The sequence below is a fragment of the Mesobacillus sp. genome (genome assembly GCF_057785455.1).
In genome coordinates this window covers 136882-152199 of record NZ_JBYNSB010000012.1, presented here as the reverse complement: position 1 = coordinate 152199, position 15318 = coordinate 136882, and the positions used below count along the sequence as shown (strand labels likewise).

Below are 15318 nucleotides of genomic sequence, written 5' to 3'. Positions count from 1 at the left end.
TCTACTATGTCTAAAAAAACAATCTACTTCTTATGTACTGGAAACTCTTGCAGAAGCCAAATGGCGGAAGGCTGGGCGAAAAAATATCTTGGTGATGAGTGGGATGTAAAAAGTGCCGGTCTTGAAGCGCACGGTTTGAATCCAAATGCGATAAAAGCAATGAATGAGGTTGGAATCGATATTACAGGCCATACATCCGATGTGATTGACCCGGAAATCCTCAACAACGCTGACCTTGTTGTCACGCTTTGCGGCCATGCAGATGAGCATTGCCCAATGACACCTCCACACGTAAAACGCGAGCACTGGGGATTTGATGACCCTGCAAAGGCAGAGGGAACAGATGAAGAAAAGTGGGCTGTCTTCCAGCGCGTCCGCGACCAGATCAGCGACCGCATCAAGACATTTGCTGAAACAGGTAAATAAAATCGGGTAAACCATGCAGCCAAGGGGAATGACTCTTGGCTGTTCCTTTGAACCTACATAGAAGGAGGAAAAAGTGATGAAGGAAATCAAAATTTTTGACCCTGCGATGTGCTGCCCGACAGGAGTATGCGGACCAAGTGTGGACCCGGAATTGACACGTGTGGCCTCGGCAGTTTTTTTACTGGAGAAAAAGGGTTTTCCAATCAGCCGTTTTAATCTCGGAAGTGAACCAGCTGCCTTTGTTGAGCATACAGAAGTAAATCGCCACCTCCACGAAAAAGGAACCGATGCGCTTCCGCTTGTACTGGTTGATGGGAAAGTGGAGAAGGTTGGAAGCTACCCGACGAATGAAGAGTTTGCCAGCTGGCTTGGCATTGATGTGAAGGAACTATCACCGGAAAAACCGCGCAACCAGCTGTTATAGAGGAGGAAGAGGATATGTTCCAGACATTTCACCCAAAATATGCCGTCAACACACCTTACATGTTTTTTACCGGCAAAGGAGGAGTCGGCAAGACGTCTACAGCCTGTGCGACGGCTGTGGCAGTAGCTGATTCGGGTAAAAGAGTGTTGATTATCAGTACTGACCCTGCTTCCAATCTTCAGGACGTCTTTGGAATGGAAATTGGCAACAACCCGGTAGAAGTTCCAGGAATCACGAATTTGTCTGCCTGCAATATTGACCCTGAGGAATCGGCGCGCCAATACCGGGAGAAGGTCATTTCCCCCTATCGGAATGCACTGCCCGACATTGTTGTTGCATCGATGGAGGAACAGCTGTCCGGTGCCTGTACAGTGGAAATCGCGGCGTTCGATGAATTCTCGCATTTGCTGACGGACGAGGATTTGACTAGCAAGTACGACCATATCATTTTTGATACTGCACCAACTGGCCATACCTTAAGGCTGCTGCAGCTGCCAACCGCGTGGAGTGGATTTTTGGAGGAAAGCACTCATGGAGCTTCCTGCCTTGGACCACTATCAGGTCTGGGTGAGAAAAAACTGCTTTACAGCGCAACAGTTAAAGCTTTATCAGATCCAAGCAAGACAACGCTAATCCTTGTTACAAGACCGGAGCGCTCGTCCATGCTGGAGGCAGAACGTGCTTCTTTAGAGCTAAAGGAAATCGGGATGGGCAATCAGGTCGTGATCGTGAACGGAGTTTTACAGAATTACGTAAAAGAAGACCATATCTCTAATGCGTTTTATGTCCGCCAGCAGAAGGCCCTGGATGACATGCCTGCCAGGCTGAAACAAGTCGGGATGTTCTCAATCCCATTTGCGCCATTTTCTTTAACAGGTGCTGCCAATTTGCGCAATATGTTCAAGGCAGCGACTCATTCGCAAGTTGGAAGCGAGCCGGAGCTTTCAGGTGAAAACCTGCAATCTCTGCAGAACCTTGTTGATGATCTTGCCGCCAAAAATACAAGGATCATTTTTACCATGGGCAAAGGCGGAGTCGGAAAGACAACGATTGCCTCCGCGATTGGTGTTGGTTTGGCTGAAAAAGGTGTAAAAGTGCACCTGACAACCACAGATCCAGCGGCCCATCTGGATTACACGTTTGCAAAACAGAATGTATCCGATAACCTGACCATCAGCCGCCTTGACCCGAAGGCAGAGGTGGAAGCATACAAAGCTGCTATTCTTGAGCAAAATAAAGCAGAACTGAATGAAGAAGGCATGGCGTACCTGGAGGAAGACTTAAATTCACCTTGTACAGAAGAAATCGCCGTTTTCCAGGCATTCGCTGATATTGTGGAGAAGGCGAAGGATGAGGTCGTCGTCATCGATACAGCGCCGACCGGCCATACCCTGCTGCTGCTGAAATCAGCGGAATCCTACCACAAGGAAATTTCCCGTTCAACAGGCAGTGTTTCAGACAGTGTGCAGAATTTGCTGCCGCGACTGAAGAATCCCGACGAAACGAGCGTTGTGATTGTGACTTTGCCAGAAGCCACACCGGTACTCGAAGCGACACGTTTGAAGGATGATTTAAAGCGAGCATCTATTGAGCCTGTCTGGTGGGTGATCAACCAGAGTCTTTCTGTACTGCAGACGGCAGACCATACTTTACAAAGCAGGGCAGAAGCTGAAAAAGCCTGGATCAAAAAGGTCAGCGAGGAAATTGCCGAGAAGACCTGTATCGTGCCATGGCAGCCCGAGGAAAAGCTAGGGTATGAAAAACTGAAAGACATGATTGAAGCATAAACGAATTGAAAGGTGGCAGCCAAGATGAGCAAGAATTATCAAGAATTAGTGCCAGGCCGTATTTTCATTGGCGGTGCTGATGATATCCCTGAACTGCTTGAACATGAAAAAGTTGATATGGTATATGACCTGCGAGCAGAGAACAAGGAAGGCGAATTCACCTATAACCGCACACATATGCCGATCGTTGATAATGCGGAGCAGCAGGATGAGTCCGTAAAGAAGGCAATCGATGAAGTAGTCGGTGCCTACCAATCCGGCAAGAATGTTTACTTCCACTGTTCCGGCGGAAAAAACAGGACAGGTACTGTAGCAATCGGGACATTGCTGAAGCTTGGGGAAGCAAACAGCATCGAAGAAGCCGAAGCAAAGGCAAAAGGCATCCGCGAGGTCATTAATGTAAACCCGGAAATGAAAGCATCACTTGAAAGGCTTTTTCCAGAAGCGAAATAAATGATAAACTAATAAATATGCGAAAAGGGAGGATGGGGAACAGTGAAAATTACTGACAGCGCGCGCGACAGCTTGAAACAGCTGCTGCAGGAGCAGAATGCATCCGGCATCCGTGTTTATTTTGCCGGCATCAGTTGAGGAAGCCCAAGGCTTGGACTGGCTCTGGATGAGCCGGAATCAGATGATGTTGTCATTGAAGCAAATGGAATAAGAGTAGCAATCGATCCTTCGATTGAGATAGAAGCGAAAGAATCCACGCTTGATTTTAACGAGCAGGCGAACGGATTTGTTTTATCGGGAAATGAAAGAGATTGCTGTTAAGGAAGGAAAACCGCTGGATCACTCCACATCGCTGGAGGGGTGCAGCGGTTTTTTTTTATGATGAAGAAAGTGAGGGGCCCAACGTTGATGCGACCTGGATTTGTTATGAGGATTTTTGAAACTTGCTGCAAATTTTTTCGTCATATATTAGTCTAGTAAAAGAAAAATATTCCATAAGGGGAAAATGAGATGGATCATCTAGTCACGAATTTGGTGCTGGCGGCGATTGTACTGAGCCCAGTGCTGCTGCCAGCCCTGGCGAAAAAATGGATTGCATTCTGGATTACACTAACCGGGTATGTCGTTTATGCGCTTTGGGGTGTCGTACTTTATTTTACAGAAGACATTCAGGATTATGGCACAGGGTACGGATTGTTTATCGTGCCATATATCATTGTTTTGACGATTGTGGGCTCGCAATTCCAGAAACGCGCTGAAAAAGTGAATGGATAAAGCGGCTTTCACCGTTTATGCGATATTTTTTGGGGAAAATTAATCTGATTTAGCAGAATCCCGTGAAAAAAATTGACCAACCAAAGGGATTTCCTAGATAAATAGCCATTTTGCTGCTGCAGATGGTTCACTAGCGGACCACCCAAGATGGATATCGGCGAAATCCTATAAGATATCGACGTAATTTAAAATATATCGACGAAATCAAACTGATATCGACGAAATTTTGAATATATCGACGAAAAACAGTAGGATATCGACGAATTGGAAAAAAACAGCTAAAATTTCCAATTCTGCCGCTTCACCGCAAGGAGCCACCCAAACAAAAAAAGTCCGGGCACGAAGCCCGGACTCCTCAACAAACTACCTACCACAAATTCGGCTTCACGACCATGAACCAGAGCATCGACATCAATAAAATAATGTAAGTCCAAATGGTGCGCTTCAGCTTCGCGGCAAGCTCCACTTTATTTGCGCCTTCCTCAGCGAATTTCCGCAGTGTTGGCGAAAAGGCCCGCGCAAGGAAGAAGAGGGAGGAGAACAGAAGCGCCAGTGTCGCGATGATCCACGGTGTTTTCCAAGTCCATGGACCAAGAACAACAAGCAGGACTCCAGTAACCACCAGCACATGGCCCGAGTGCATTGACAGGCGGACGACTGATTTAAGCGTCGCCAGATATCCTCCCAATTCCTTCCCCTCTGAAGCAGGCAGTTTTTTTACAATTGGCATGAGAATGAAGAACGGGCCAATTGATGCGATCACACTTGAAACGTGAAGATAGATGATGATTCGGTAAAACAAATCCATCTCTTATTCTTCTACAGGGCTGAACTCATGCACCCAGACTCTCATCTGTGGAAGCCAAGGCATTCCCGGGTGGTAAGAAAGGATTGACTGCTTGTACTCTTCAACTGTTTCAAAACCCTCGCGGCGAGCATCTTCGTCAGTCAATTCTCCAAGGGACTGTGAATACACCTTGTCCACAACGAATTTCTTGCCCTTTAGCTCCATGATTTCGCCAACATCAGCATAACGGCCGTTACGGCGTGTCGCTGTCTTCTTGCCTTCCAAAACTTTATTGATGTCATCTTCCATCGTCACAAGACGCTCGATTTCACATGTTTTTGGAGGTAACGCATTATTTTGTTCTTCGTGGTTTGTCATTGTAAAATCTCCCTTCGTTTTTCATCCTATCTAATGTACCATATTTTGAAAAAAGAAAGCCAAATTCGAAGACAAAGAAAAAAGTATAGGAAATTTTAACTAAATGTATTGACGCAAGAAATGGAATATTTTATTATATCGTTAGACGATATATCGCGAAGCGTAGTAACGCGCGGCGATATATACTGGAGGTCAAAACATGAAAAACCAATCACCTGAGAAATTTTTGCCGCTAACACATACAACGTATTTTATTCTAGTTTCCCTTATCACTCCGATGCATGGGTACGGCATCATGCAAAAGGTAGAAGAAATGAGCGATGGCGAAGTGAAGCTCGGTCCAGGAACACTGTACGGGGCCTTAAGCAAATTGGAGAAACAAGGCGTCATCCGCAAAACAGAAGAGGTCGATGAAGAGCGCCGGAAATACTACGTCCTTACAGATTTGGGGAAGCAGCTTGTGAAACTCGAACTGCAGAGGTTAAAAAACCTTGTCACAGCAACGGAAAAACAAGTAAACGAAATGGAGGAGATTTAAATGGCAGAGACAAAAAAGGTATTTAAACTATTTGCCTATTGGCAGGACACGAAAGAGGAAGAATGGCTGAACCAGATGGCGAAGGAAGGCTGGCTGTTAAAGGATTATCGCTTTTTTTATTTTTTTGAAAAAAGCGAGCCAGGCGAATATGTATACAAAACTGATTACAAAACGTTAAAGAATAAAGAATTTGAGGAATACAAGACGATTTTCAAAGATGCAGGCTGGGAGCATGTGGCGCAATTCGCAGGATGGCATTATTTCCGGACGAAAGCAGAAAATGGAATACTCCCGGATATCTATTCGGATTCAGACTCTCGAATACAGAAATACACCAGCGTGTTAAGGACAATTTCCCTTGCTTATTTTGCCTTGATCGCTATCTTTCTTCTTTATCTATTAAATCCGGAATCAGATGTATCCGATTTTACCAAGGGCGTCTTCACTGGAATCTTGGGGGCTTCTGCTGTGGTGATTTGGAGTGTCCTGTTAAAAGTAAAGAAACTAAAGGCGGAAGCCAATTCGCTGGATCTATGAAAATGAAAATGAGTCAATGACACCATTCGATTAAGAATGGTGTTTTTTTATGGCCGCCGTTGTGACCGGACCGGTAAAAGAACTGCTGAAACTAAAGGAAGCCGAGCAAATCCAGGGGGCAGATCTCGGCAAAATGACCTACTGGAACTGGGAAGAATAAAATTATTGAAGAAGCAAAAGCTGTCCGGGACTTTTGCTTCTTTTTTTGCGTTATAAAATATACTAAAATAAGTATTTCTAGTAAAATGGAATTATAGGGAATACAGATGTTTTTTACTCGCGGAGGTTCAGCCAAGGCCTATTAAGATAGATAAACTAACAGTATAAGTTAGTTTGGGAGATGAAGTAAGATGTTAGCAAATTTTGAGACGATCGAAGAGCTGAAGCGCAGTGTCTATTTATGGGTGCTCCCTGTGATCACTTCTGCCCTGATTATCAACAGCTTCCTGAGTGAAATGAGCAGCTTTGATACGATCGTCAATACGACGCTTACTGCCTGGTTTTCGATTGGCTGGCTCGCCGCCTTGCTAAATCGCTATATTCGGTTCGCCGAATATGTGACCCTATTGCTTGTCAGCCTGTACCATGTCACGACCCTTTTTGATGTGGTTCATAATGATCTCTCCAAAACGGGCGGGTCCCTGGGCGATTTTATTGTCTGGCTGCCTTTGATCATCATGTTCTTCTTTTTGACGCTTGGCATAAAAAAAGGATTTATTTTTTCAATCATCATTTTCTTGATCACGATGTCAATCGGCCTCGCATACAGCAATCACCTTACCGCAGAAGCAATTGATTCGCTAACTCAATTCCATTCTGCGAATATCGTTTATATACTTGTACTATTCTATGCACAGAATATGTTCCGGGCTTTTACAGAAAGGGATTTCTTTAAAAAGCATGCCTTTATTGATTCCTTGACGCGCGTAGCCAACCGCCACCAGATCGATGTCTGGCTTGAAGAAAAACTGGAGCCGCAGAAGCCTTTTTCGATTATCTTTTTTGATATCGACCATTTTAAAAAGGTCAACGACATCCATGGCCATAAGATTGGTGATTGCGTCCTGAAGGAGCTGTCGGCAATCGTCTCTGTCAATCTGGCGGATGGGGATCTTTTCGGGCGCTGGGGAGGAGAGGAATTCCTCCTGATAACCGAAGATAGCGGCGAGCGGGCGTTTGTAAAAGCAGAGCAGTTCCGAAAATTAATTGAAGATCACAGCTTTAAAGGGGCCGGCAGCCTGACAGCCAGCTTCGGTGTGACCGAATATCGCTGCGGAGACAATATCGATTCCATGCTCAACCGCGCTGATAAAGGACTATATCTGTCAAAAAACAGCGGGCGAAATAAAGTAAGTTTGAATTGACCATTCGCAACTGGGAATGGTTTTTTTATTATTTTTGATTAAACTCTATTGATATTGTGGTAAGATATCTATGGTTATGAAACTTTAATACTGATATTATATGTAATCGCTTACATTAGCTATTCAATAGATGACAAGGAGCAATGCATAATGAAATATCGTTCTGCATTTGATATTATCGGCCCGGTGATGATAGGGCCATCGAGTTCACATACAGCAGGTGCTGCCCGGATTGGCAGGGTCGCAAGGACTTTATTCGAAAAACAGCCGGCCAAAGCTGTGATTTCCTTATACGGTTCTTTTGCAAAAACGTACAAGGGACACGGTACCGACCTGGCGCTGGTTGCCGGCATCATGGATTTCGATACGTTCGATGAGCGGATCCCTGACGCGCTGGAAATCGCGGAAAAAGAAGGCTTGGAAGTTGAATTCATTACTGAAGATGCCGTGACAGAACATCCGAACACGGTTAAAATAAATCTTTATGATGGCGCTGGAAAAGAGCTTGAAATCGTCGGCATTTCGATCGGCGGCGGTACGATTGAGATCACCGAGATCAATTCGTTCAAGCTGAAGCTTTCAGGAGCCAACCCGGCGATTCTTGTTGTGCACGAGGACCGCTTCGGACTGATTTCTGCCGTGACTAGCGTTCTGTCAAAGTACCAAATCAATATTGGGCATATGGAAGTCTCGCGGAAAGAAAAAGGGGAAGTTGCCGTCATGGTCATTGAAATGGACCATAAGCTTGATGAAACTGTTGTGGCGGAGTTGAATTCCCTGGCTGGAGTTACGCAGATTATTCGATTGGTGGATTAATAGATTTTTAATTTTGGATTTTTAGGTCTGCGCGCGCCTTAAGGTTTTCCGATAGAACCGAGGGCCCCGCGCACTGTTGTCATAGTGTTAAAAGTAAAATTCAGGAGGACAAGCCATGTTTCGTAATGTTGCCGAGCTTGTTGAATTAGCAGAGAAGAATCAGGTGAAAATAGCCGAAATCATGATTCGGCAGGAAATAGAAGTTTCCGGCCGTTCCCGCGAGGACATCATTGCCCAGATGGACAATAACCTGTCTGTCATGGAACGTGCTGTTGAACGCGGTTTGAATGGTGTGAAGTCCCACTCAGGTCTGACCGGCGGGGACGCTGTGCTGCTGCAAAACTATATTGCGAGCGGAAAGTCATTGGGTGGCAATCTATTATTGGATGCCGTCAGCAAGGCCGTCGCAACCAATGAAGTAAATGCAGCAATGGGAATCATCTGTGCAACGCCGACAGCCGGATCTGCCGGAGTCGTTCCAGGTACATTGTTCGCTGTAAAAGAAAAGCTTAACCCAACGCGCATGGAAATGATCGAATTCCTGTTTACGACAGCTGCATTTGGATTTGTTGTCGCGAACAACGCATCGATTTCCGGAGCTGCCGGAGGATGCCAGGCAGAAGTAGGTTCAGCAGCTGGAATGGCCGCTGCAGCGATCGTTGAAATGGCTGGCGGCACGCCGCAGCAATCATCAGAAGCATTTGCGATCACATTGAAAAATATGCTTGGATTAGTGTGCGACCCTGTTGCAGGTTTGGTAGAAGTACCATGCGTAAAACGCAACGCAATGGGTGCATCAAACGCCATCACAGCAGCTGACATGGCATTAGCAGGCATTACAAGCCGAATCCCATGCGACGAAGTCATCGGAGCCATGTACGCCATCGGCCAAACCATGCCATCCGCCCTCCGCGAAACAGCAGAAGGCGGACTAGCAGCCACACCAACAGGCCGCCGCTTAGAAGAAGAGATCTTCGGCAAACCAAAAACAAAACTAGTAGATTACCTAATAAAATAAAAACCAACAACAAACTTTAACACAGTAAAGCGGTGGGGGTCTGACCCCCACCGCTTTACTGTGTTAAAGGGACGAAATCCTTGCATTTTTTTGTTGTTCTTTACGTTAACGTAAATGCTATAATTAATTTACTGATTATTCTGTTAAAAAGAGGTTTTCGCTAATGTATACAATTTCAGATTTGGCGCAGGAGTTCGATGTGACGACGCGGACCATCCGGTATTATGAAGAGCTTGGTCTGCTGACGCCCAAGCGCTCTGAAGGCGGGCGGCGCATTTATTCTAGCAGGGAACACACGCAGCTGAAGCTTATCCTCAGAGGGAAGCGCTTTGGCTTCTCGCTGGATGAAATCAAGGAGATGGTGCTGTTATTCGATGAAGACCGCACAGGGGAAAAACAGCTGAAGCGCACGATTGAATATGGCAGCGAGAAGCTCGCTGAGGTGAATGAGCGCATCGCCGAATTAATTGAAATCAAAGAGGAAATCGAAAGGCTGCTGTCCGATTTCAATGGGAAACTGGAAGCAATTCAAAAGGAGGCCAGATAATGAATTTTTATAAGGATGAACCACAATTTCAAGCGCTGCTAAAGGAGTTATTGGACGAAGATTTCTTCAAATATGCTGACAACGAGCTCGAGGCATTCGGCGAGGTATGCGCCAATGAAATCGATCAGCGGGCAAGGTTCACCGACCGTGAAGGCCAGCCGAGGCTGATCAAGTATGATGCTTACGGTGACGACATTTCTGAGGTCTGGGTGAATGACGGCTACCGAAAAACTGTCGAGGAATCCTATAACACTGGCATTGTTGGCTATATCCATAAGGAAATTCCTGAACTCGGCCGGCGCGGGAACTATATTTATTCTTATGCCCTGGGCTATCTGCTATCCCAAACAGAACCCGGCTTCTACTGCCCAGTCACCCTGACAATGGCAAGCGCTTATCTGCTCGAGCAATACGCCTCCCCAGACATCAAAGAAAAATTCCTGCCTCATGTGCTTTCCACCGGAGAAACCACTTTATACGAAGGCGCGACCTTCCTGACCGAAAGGCAGGGCGGATCTGATGTAGGAGCGAATGTCGTTAAGGCAGTCCAAACGACCGAAGGCTACAAACTGTACGGGGAAAAATACTTCGCGTCAAACGCAGGGATGTGCGGAGTCGCGATGGTTTTAGCCAGAAGGGAAGGAGCCCCGGGCGGAACAAAAGGACTCACACTGTTCGCAGTTCCATGGCGTAACGAAAATGGTTCGCTGAATGGCATCAAAATCCGCAGGCTCAAAGATAAGCTGGGAGTAAAAGCCGTACCATCGGCTGAAGTAGAGTTCGAAGGCGCACAGGCCTATGTGGTAGGCGATCCGGCCAAAGGCTTTTATTACATGATGGAGGCACTGAATCTTTCAAGAGTCTGCAACACTGTTGCCTCCCTCGGCATCATGCGCCGCGCCTATCGCGAAGCCCGGCATTACGCATTCAAGAGAGACGCTTTCGGCAAAAAGCTCGCAGACTATCCAATGATCAAAGATTCCCTCGTAAAAATGGCGGTGAAACTAGAAGTCGAGACACGGACTGTGTTCAAATACCTTCCGCTGTTTGAAAAAGTGATGAGGGACGAAGAGGGCGTATCAGAAAAAGATGTCGTCCTGAACAGGCTTTACATCGCTCTTCTGAAAAAAGAAACAGCCGAGCAGGCCGTCCATTTTGCCCATGAAGCCATCGAAATGCATGGCGGGAATGGCTATATTGAAGACTTCGTCACACCGCGGTTGCTGAGGGATGCTCAGGTACTTACGGTTTGGGAGGGAACCGCTAACATTTTGGGCCTCGAAGTGTTGAGGCTGCTGGAGAAATTCAATGCGGGGAAGTTGTTTTTACAAGAAATGACGGTGCGGACTGCAAATATGGAAGGTGAGCAAGCTGATCAAGTCCGCGTTGGAATGGAGCAGCTGAAGAACCTTCTGACAGCAGTGCAAATAGCGTCTCCAGACCACAAAACCTTCCACTCAAAACGGGTGGCAGAGCTGATGGTGAAGATTTTTGAAAGTGTGAACGCATTGGAATATGCAGCGAGCGGGGGTGAGCGGGCCCGGAAGGTGATGGAAGTGTACATTCAACAAGAGTGGAAATCGAAGTTTGAATTTGATGAGGAAATAAAATCAGTAAAGTACTTTAATGAGATTGTGCTGTCACATGCGGAAACGGAAGCAGAGCTTACAAGCATATAAGGATAAGACTGCAGACCACTGAAATCGTCTGCAGTCTTTTTTAAAAAATCATAAACCTGAATCTTCATTTCCCAATATTAAAAACAATCGATTCTGTCAATTCTTCTCTTATCCTCGTAATATGCCCTTCCATCAATTCTTTTGCTTTATCTCCTTTACCGGAGGCGATGGCCAAATAAATCTCTTTGTGTTCATCCATTGTATCTTCATATCGTTCTGGCTCTGCAGTAAAGCGATGTCTCCTGGTTGCCCTTATTGTATCTTCCATATGCTCGCTCAGGGTATGGATCAAATCGATGAAGATGGAATTATGGGTGGCCTCGACAATCCCTATGTGGAAGTCAAGGTCTGCTTTTAGGCCTAACTCAATATCCTCTGGTGATAGTGCCATTTTTTCAAGCGCTGAACGCAGCTGTTGCAAGTCTTGTGATGTGGCTCTTTTGGCAGCCAGGAACGCGGATTCTACTTCGATCGCACGCCTCAGTTCAAGCATTTCATAGACTAGATGATTTTCTGCCTTGATGATGGCAGCCGTAATTTCCTCTTTTCTCGATTGGAAGTCAGAAGCTTTGATATAGCTTCCGCCGCCTTGCCGAATCTCGATCAGCCCATTCAGCTCCATCGCCCGCAATGCTTCCCTGATCGACGTACGGCTCACTTTAAATTGTGATGCCAACTCCCGTTCAGAAGGCAGTTTTTCCCCTGGCTTCAAATTTCCTGTTAAAAAGAATTCCGTAATTTTGTCCATTATCACTTCATAGGTCTTTTTTTTCTCCTGCTTACTCATAGCCAACCCCTAGTAATCGACATCTTGAATGTATCCTAACTGTAACAGACCAAAAATTAAATTATCAAGAATGAATAAATAATAAAATAAATAATTGAATTGTTCAGATAATTTAGTATAATTACGATAACTGGTTGGACCAATTTCGATAAAGGTGCAACCAAATCTTTCATTTAAAGAGATGCATCACGGAAAGAAGGAGAAATGGATGGAAGCAGTGAGTGTAAACCTGGTCAACGCATTAAAGGAGGTTCTTTCTGAAAGTCAGGTAACAGAAAATCAGACAGTAAGAGAATTGCATGGCCGGGATGAATCGTACCATGCAGTGAGCCTTCCCGATCTTGTTGTTTTTCCAGAAACGGCACAGCAGGTTAGTGAAGTTGTAAAACTGGCAAACAGGTTCAAGGTTCCTGTTGTTCCTTTTGGGTTGGGTTCCAGCCTGGAGGGGCATGTTATCCCTTATGACCACGGGATTACAATTGATTTTTCGCTGATGAATAATATTCTCGAGGTTCGGGAAAATGATTTTCTCGTAAAAGTACAGCCTGGGGTGACCCGTTCGCAGCTGAATAAAGAACTGAAAAAGTACGGCTTGTTTTTCTCGGTGGATCCGGGAGCAGATGCTACCTTGGGCGGAATGGCGGCAACAAATGCCAGCGGAACGACATCGGTAAAATATGGAGTCATGCGCGACCAGGTCCGGGATCTTGAAGTGGTGCTTGCCGATGGCTCGATCATACATACTGGCAATCTGGCCGCCAAATCGTCATCCGGCTTCCACCTTAACGGCCTATTCGTCGGTTCGGAAGGTACGCTTGGCTGCTTCACTGAGCTCACGTTGAAAGTCTACGGAATTCCTGAGCACGTCATGGCAGCCAGAGCCTCATTCCCAACCTTGAACGATGCGGTCGAGGCTGTTGTCTCAATCCTGCAGGCAGGCATTCCAATTGCCAGGGTCGAGCTCGTCGATGAACCTTCCATGAAACAGGTTAACCTTTTTAGTGACACAAACTATAAAGAAGGCCCAACACTATTTTTGGAGTTCCATGGAAATGAAGCTGGGCTGAAGCAGGATGTAGAGTTCACAAAGGAAATTGTACAAGACCATCATTGCCTCGATATTGAATTTGAAACAGATAATGCTGCCAGGAACCGGTTATGGGAGGCGCGGCACAATCTTGCCTATGCCTATATTCATGGATATCCCGGCAAAAAGATGATGGTGACAGATGTCTGCCTTCCAATTTCAGAGCTGTCAGGTGCCATTCGCCATGCAAGGGAAGCAGTTGATTCACTGGGGCTTACCGGCGGAATTCTCGGCCATGTAGGAGATGGAAACTATCACGTACTCTTGATGATTAATCTGAATGACCAAGAAGAGATTGATCGAGCGGAACAGCTAAATGAACAAATTGTCCTGTACGCCCTGGAGCGCGGAGGAACATGTACTGGAGAGCATGGAGTGGGAATCGGTAAGCAGAAATATCAGCAAAAAGAGCATGGAGATGCCCTTCTCGTTATGGAAAAAATCAAACAAGCCCTTGATCCTGACAATCTATTAAATCCAAATAAAATTGTAAAGCCGAAGAAAGGGGTGTAGTGAAATGAAAGTAATCGAAGCTGTCAGTAACATTGCAGGAAAATATTTTGCAGTATGGGTCATCCTTACATCTGCCGTTGCCTTTTTGGTTCCAAAACCATTCCTGGGGTTGGGCCAATACATTACCATTTTGCTGGGCGTTGTCATGTTTGGCATGGGGCTTACCTTAAAGGCGGTTGATTTTAAAATTGTCTTTACGAAGCCTATCCCAGTCATCATTGGCGTGTGCGCCCAGTTTATCATTATGCCAGTTGTCGCATTCCTGATTGCGAAAGTTTTGAATCTGCCAGCCGAATTGGCTGCAGGTCTCGTTTTGCTCGGCTGCGTACCAGGCGGAACAGCCTCCAACGTCATGGTGTATCTGGCAAAAGGAAATGTACCATTATCAATCGCCATGACTTCGGTTTCAACACTATTGGCACCAATCATGACACCATTGCTCCTGTTATTGCTAGCCGGCCAATGGATGCCGGTTGATACTTTTGCGATGTTTAAGTCAATTGTCCAGGTCATCATTCTTCCGATTGTATTAGGTTTAGCGATCAAGAAATTCTTCCCTGTGGCAGTTGAAAAAAGCCTATCAGTTCTGCCGCTTATTTCGGTTGCAGCGATCATCACGATTGTCAGCGTGGTCGTATCGGGCAATGCTGCAACCATTGCATCGTCAGGGCTCATTATTTTTACAGCAGTAATGCTACACAACGGGTTCGGCCTGATGCTTGGCTACTTTGCAGGAAAAATGATGGGCCAGGATGAGGTAAATAGAAGAGCGATTTCGATTGAAGTAGGTATGCAGAACTCAGGCTTAGGCGTAGCATTGGCAACCGCACACTTCGGGCCGCTGGCAGCACTTCCGAGCGTCCTTGCTGCAGCATGGCATAATATCTCCGGACCAATCCTCGCGACTTACTGGTCTAAAAAGCCAGTAGTCAATATTGAAAAAGAGGTACCGGTCCGCCCTATCCAAGCCAGGCTGTAAAAGCTGGAAGCTAGCTTGTGATTTCCAAAAAACATTTTTAGTGAACCGAAAAAATTTTCACTGGTATAATCGTTGGAAAATCTGGGTTTTTAGCAAACTATAAAAAAATCTTGAAATTTTTTCGTTTACACCTAATTTTTATTGCCCTAAAATGAGGGACATGTTAAAAAACCGAATATAAAAAGTTTCGTTTTCTTATCCAGAGAGGTGGAGGGACTGGCCCTGTGAAACCTCGGCAGCGGATCTGCGTGCAGCAGACACCGTGCCAATTCCATCAGACTGATTTTTCCAATCAGCCTGGCAGATGAGAAGCAAGCGGGTACCTATATACCCTCTTCTTGTCTGTGTGTTTGTATGGATAAGGAGAGGGTTTTTAGTTTTCAAAAAGGAGACAGGAGCTGAGGAGAGCTTTGAGTTTATATCT

18 protein-coding genes and 1 riboswitch are annotated in these 15318 nt (G+C 45.8%); of the genes, 15 read left to right on the top strand and 3 right to left on the bottom strand.

Annotated elements, in window-relative coordinates:
- Positions 1–6: 6 nt before the first annotated feature.
- The 5 genes from arsC to AC3EBE_RS03355 all read left to right on the top strand — a co-directional run bounded on the left by arsC (position 7) and on the right by AC3EBE_RS03355 (position 3864).
- Positions 7–426: an arsenate reductase (thioredoxin) gene (gene arsC, locus AC3EBE_RS03375; RefSeq protein ID WP_488593597.1), complete on the top strand. Its 420-nt coding sequence runs from the start codon at positions 7–9 to the stop codon at positions 424–426.
- Positions 427–502: 76 nt separating this feature from the next.
- A complete protein-coding gene (arsD, locus tag AC3EBE_RS03370; protein WP_488593596.1) occupies positions 503–850 on the top strand; it encodes an arsenite efflux transporter metallochaperone ArsD in 348 nt (115 codons plus the stop codon).
- A 14-nt stretch (positions 851–864) separates the two neighbouring features.
- Positions 865–2637: an arsenical pump-driving ATPase gene (arsA, locus tag AC3EBE_RS03365; RefSeq protein ID WP_488593595.1), complete on the top strand. Its 1773-nt coding sequence runs from the start codon at positions 865–867 to the stop codon at positions 2635–2637.
- Between the two features lie 24 nt (positions 2638–2661).
- Positions 2662–3090 carry a protein-tyrosine phosphatase family protein gene (locus AC3EBE_RS03360; protein WP_488593594.1) on the top strand — a complete coding sequence of 143 codons (429 nt, stop codon included), beginning with the start codon at positions 2662–2664 and terminating at the stop codon, positions 3088–3090.
- A gap of 510 nt (positions 3091–3600) precedes the next feature.
- Positions 3601–3864: a hypothetical protein gene (locus AC3EBE_RS03355; protein WP_488593593.1), complete on the top strand. Its 264-nt coding sequence runs from the start codon at positions 3601–3603 to the stop codon at positions 3862–3864.
- 367 nt (positions 3865–4231) lie between these two features.
- Here AC3EBE_RS03355 and AC3EBE_RS03350 read toward each other — a convergent pair whose 3' ends face one another.
- A complete protein-coding gene (locus AC3EBE_RS03350; protein ID WP_488593592.1) occupies positions 4232–4672 on the bottom strand; it encodes a hypothetical protein in 441 nt (146 codons plus the stop codon).
- Positions 4673–4675: 3 nt separating this feature from the next.
- Positions 4676–5029 (bottom strand): ASCH domain-containing protein, encoded by a 354-nt coding sequence (locus AC3EBE_RS03345; protein ID WP_488593591.1) that lies wholly within the window; start codon positions 5027–5029, stop codon positions 4676–4678.
- Positions 5030–5228: 199 nt separating this feature from the next.
- On the opposite strand from AC3EBE_RS03345, the gene AC3EBE_RS03340 reads away from it, so the two are divergent.
- The 8 genes from AC3EBE_RS03340 to AC3EBE_RS03305 all read left to right on the top strand — a co-directional run bounded on the left by AC3EBE_RS03340 (position 5229) and on the right by AC3EBE_RS03305 (position 11528).
- The gene (locus tag AC3EBE_RS03340) at positions 5229–5567 is read left to right on the top strand and encodes a PadR family transcriptional regulator (RefSeq protein WP_488593590.1); all 339 of its coding nucleotides are present in this window, start codon (positions 5229–5231) and stop codon (positions 5565–5567) included.
- Positions 5568–6104 (top strand): DUF2812 domain-containing protein, encoded by a 537-nt coding sequence (locus AC3EBE_RS03335; RefSeq protein WP_488593589.1) that lies wholly within the window; start codon positions 5568–5570, stop codon positions 6102–6104. It abuts the gene before it with no gap.
- A gap of 49 nt (positions 6105–6153) precedes the next feature.
- A complete protein-coding gene (locus AC3EBE_RS03330) occupies positions 6154–6264 on the top strand; it encodes an anti sigma factor C-terminal domain-containing protein (protein WP_488593588.1) in 111 nt (36 codons plus the stop codon).
- Between the two features lie 190 nt (positions 6265–6454).
- Complete coding sequence (locus AC3EBE_RS03325; RefSeq protein WP_488593587.1) at positions 6455–7468, top strand: GGDEF domain-containing protein; 1014 nt, start codon at positions 6455–6457, stop codon at positions 7466–7468.
- Positions 7469–7618: 150 nt separating this feature from the next.
- Entirely contained in the window at positions 7619–8284 is a 666-nt protein-coding gene (gene sdaAB, locus AC3EBE_RS03320) for an L-serine ammonia-lyase, iron-sulfur-dependent subunit beta (protein WP_488593586.1), read from the top strand.
- A 115-nt stretch (positions 8285–8399) separates the two neighbouring features.
- Positions 8400–9302: an L-serine ammonia-lyase, iron-sulfur-dependent, subunit alpha gene (gene sdaAA, locus AC3EBE_RS03315; RefSeq protein WP_488593585.1), complete on the top strand. Its 903-nt coding sequence runs from the start codon at positions 8400–8402 to the stop codon at positions 9300–9302.
- 163 nt (positions 9303–9465) lie between these two features.
- Positions 9466–9849, top strand: coding sequence for a MerR family transcriptional regulator (locus tag AC3EBE_RS03310; protein WP_488593584.1), 384 nt, complete (start codon positions 9466–9468; stop codon positions 9847–9849).
- Positions 9849–11528, top strand: coding sequence for an acyl-CoA dehydrogenase family protein (locus AC3EBE_RS03305; protein ID WP_488593583.1), 1680 nt, complete (start codon positions 9849–9851; stop codon positions 11526–11528). Before AC3EBE_RS03310 ends, AC3EBE_RS03305 begins: the two co-directional genes overlap by 1 nt.
- Before the next feature lie 64 nt (positions 11529–11592).
- Here the strand turns inward: AC3EBE_RS03305 and AC3EBE_RS03300 are convergent, their stop codons facing one another.
- The gene (locus AC3EBE_RS03300) at positions 11593–12315 is read right to left on the bottom strand and encodes a FadR/GntR family transcriptional regulator (RefSeq protein ID WP_488593582.1); all 723 of its coding nucleotides are present in this window, start codon (positions 12313–12315) and stop codon (positions 11593–11595) included.
- Between the two features lie 208 nt (positions 12316–12523).
- Between AC3EBE_RS03300 and AC3EBE_RS03295 the strand changes: the two genes are divergently transcribed.
- Positions 12524–13915 carry an FAD-binding oxidoreductase gene (locus AC3EBE_RS03295; RefSeq protein ID WP_488593581.1) on the top strand — a complete coding sequence of 464 codons (1392 nt, stop codon included), beginning with the start codon at positions 12524–12526 and terminating at the stop codon, positions 13913–13915.
- Positions 13916–13919: 4 nt separating this feature from the next.
- Positions 13920–14894 (top strand): bile acid:sodium symporter family protein, encoded by a 975-nt coding sequence (locus tag AC3EBE_RS03290; protein ID WP_488593580.1) that lies wholly within the window; start codon positions 13920–13922, stop codon positions 14892–14894.
- Between the two features lie 192 nt (positions 14895–15086).
- Positions 15087–15205, top strand: a riboswitch (SAM riboswitch).
- Positions 15206–15318 lie beyond the last annotated feature (113 nt).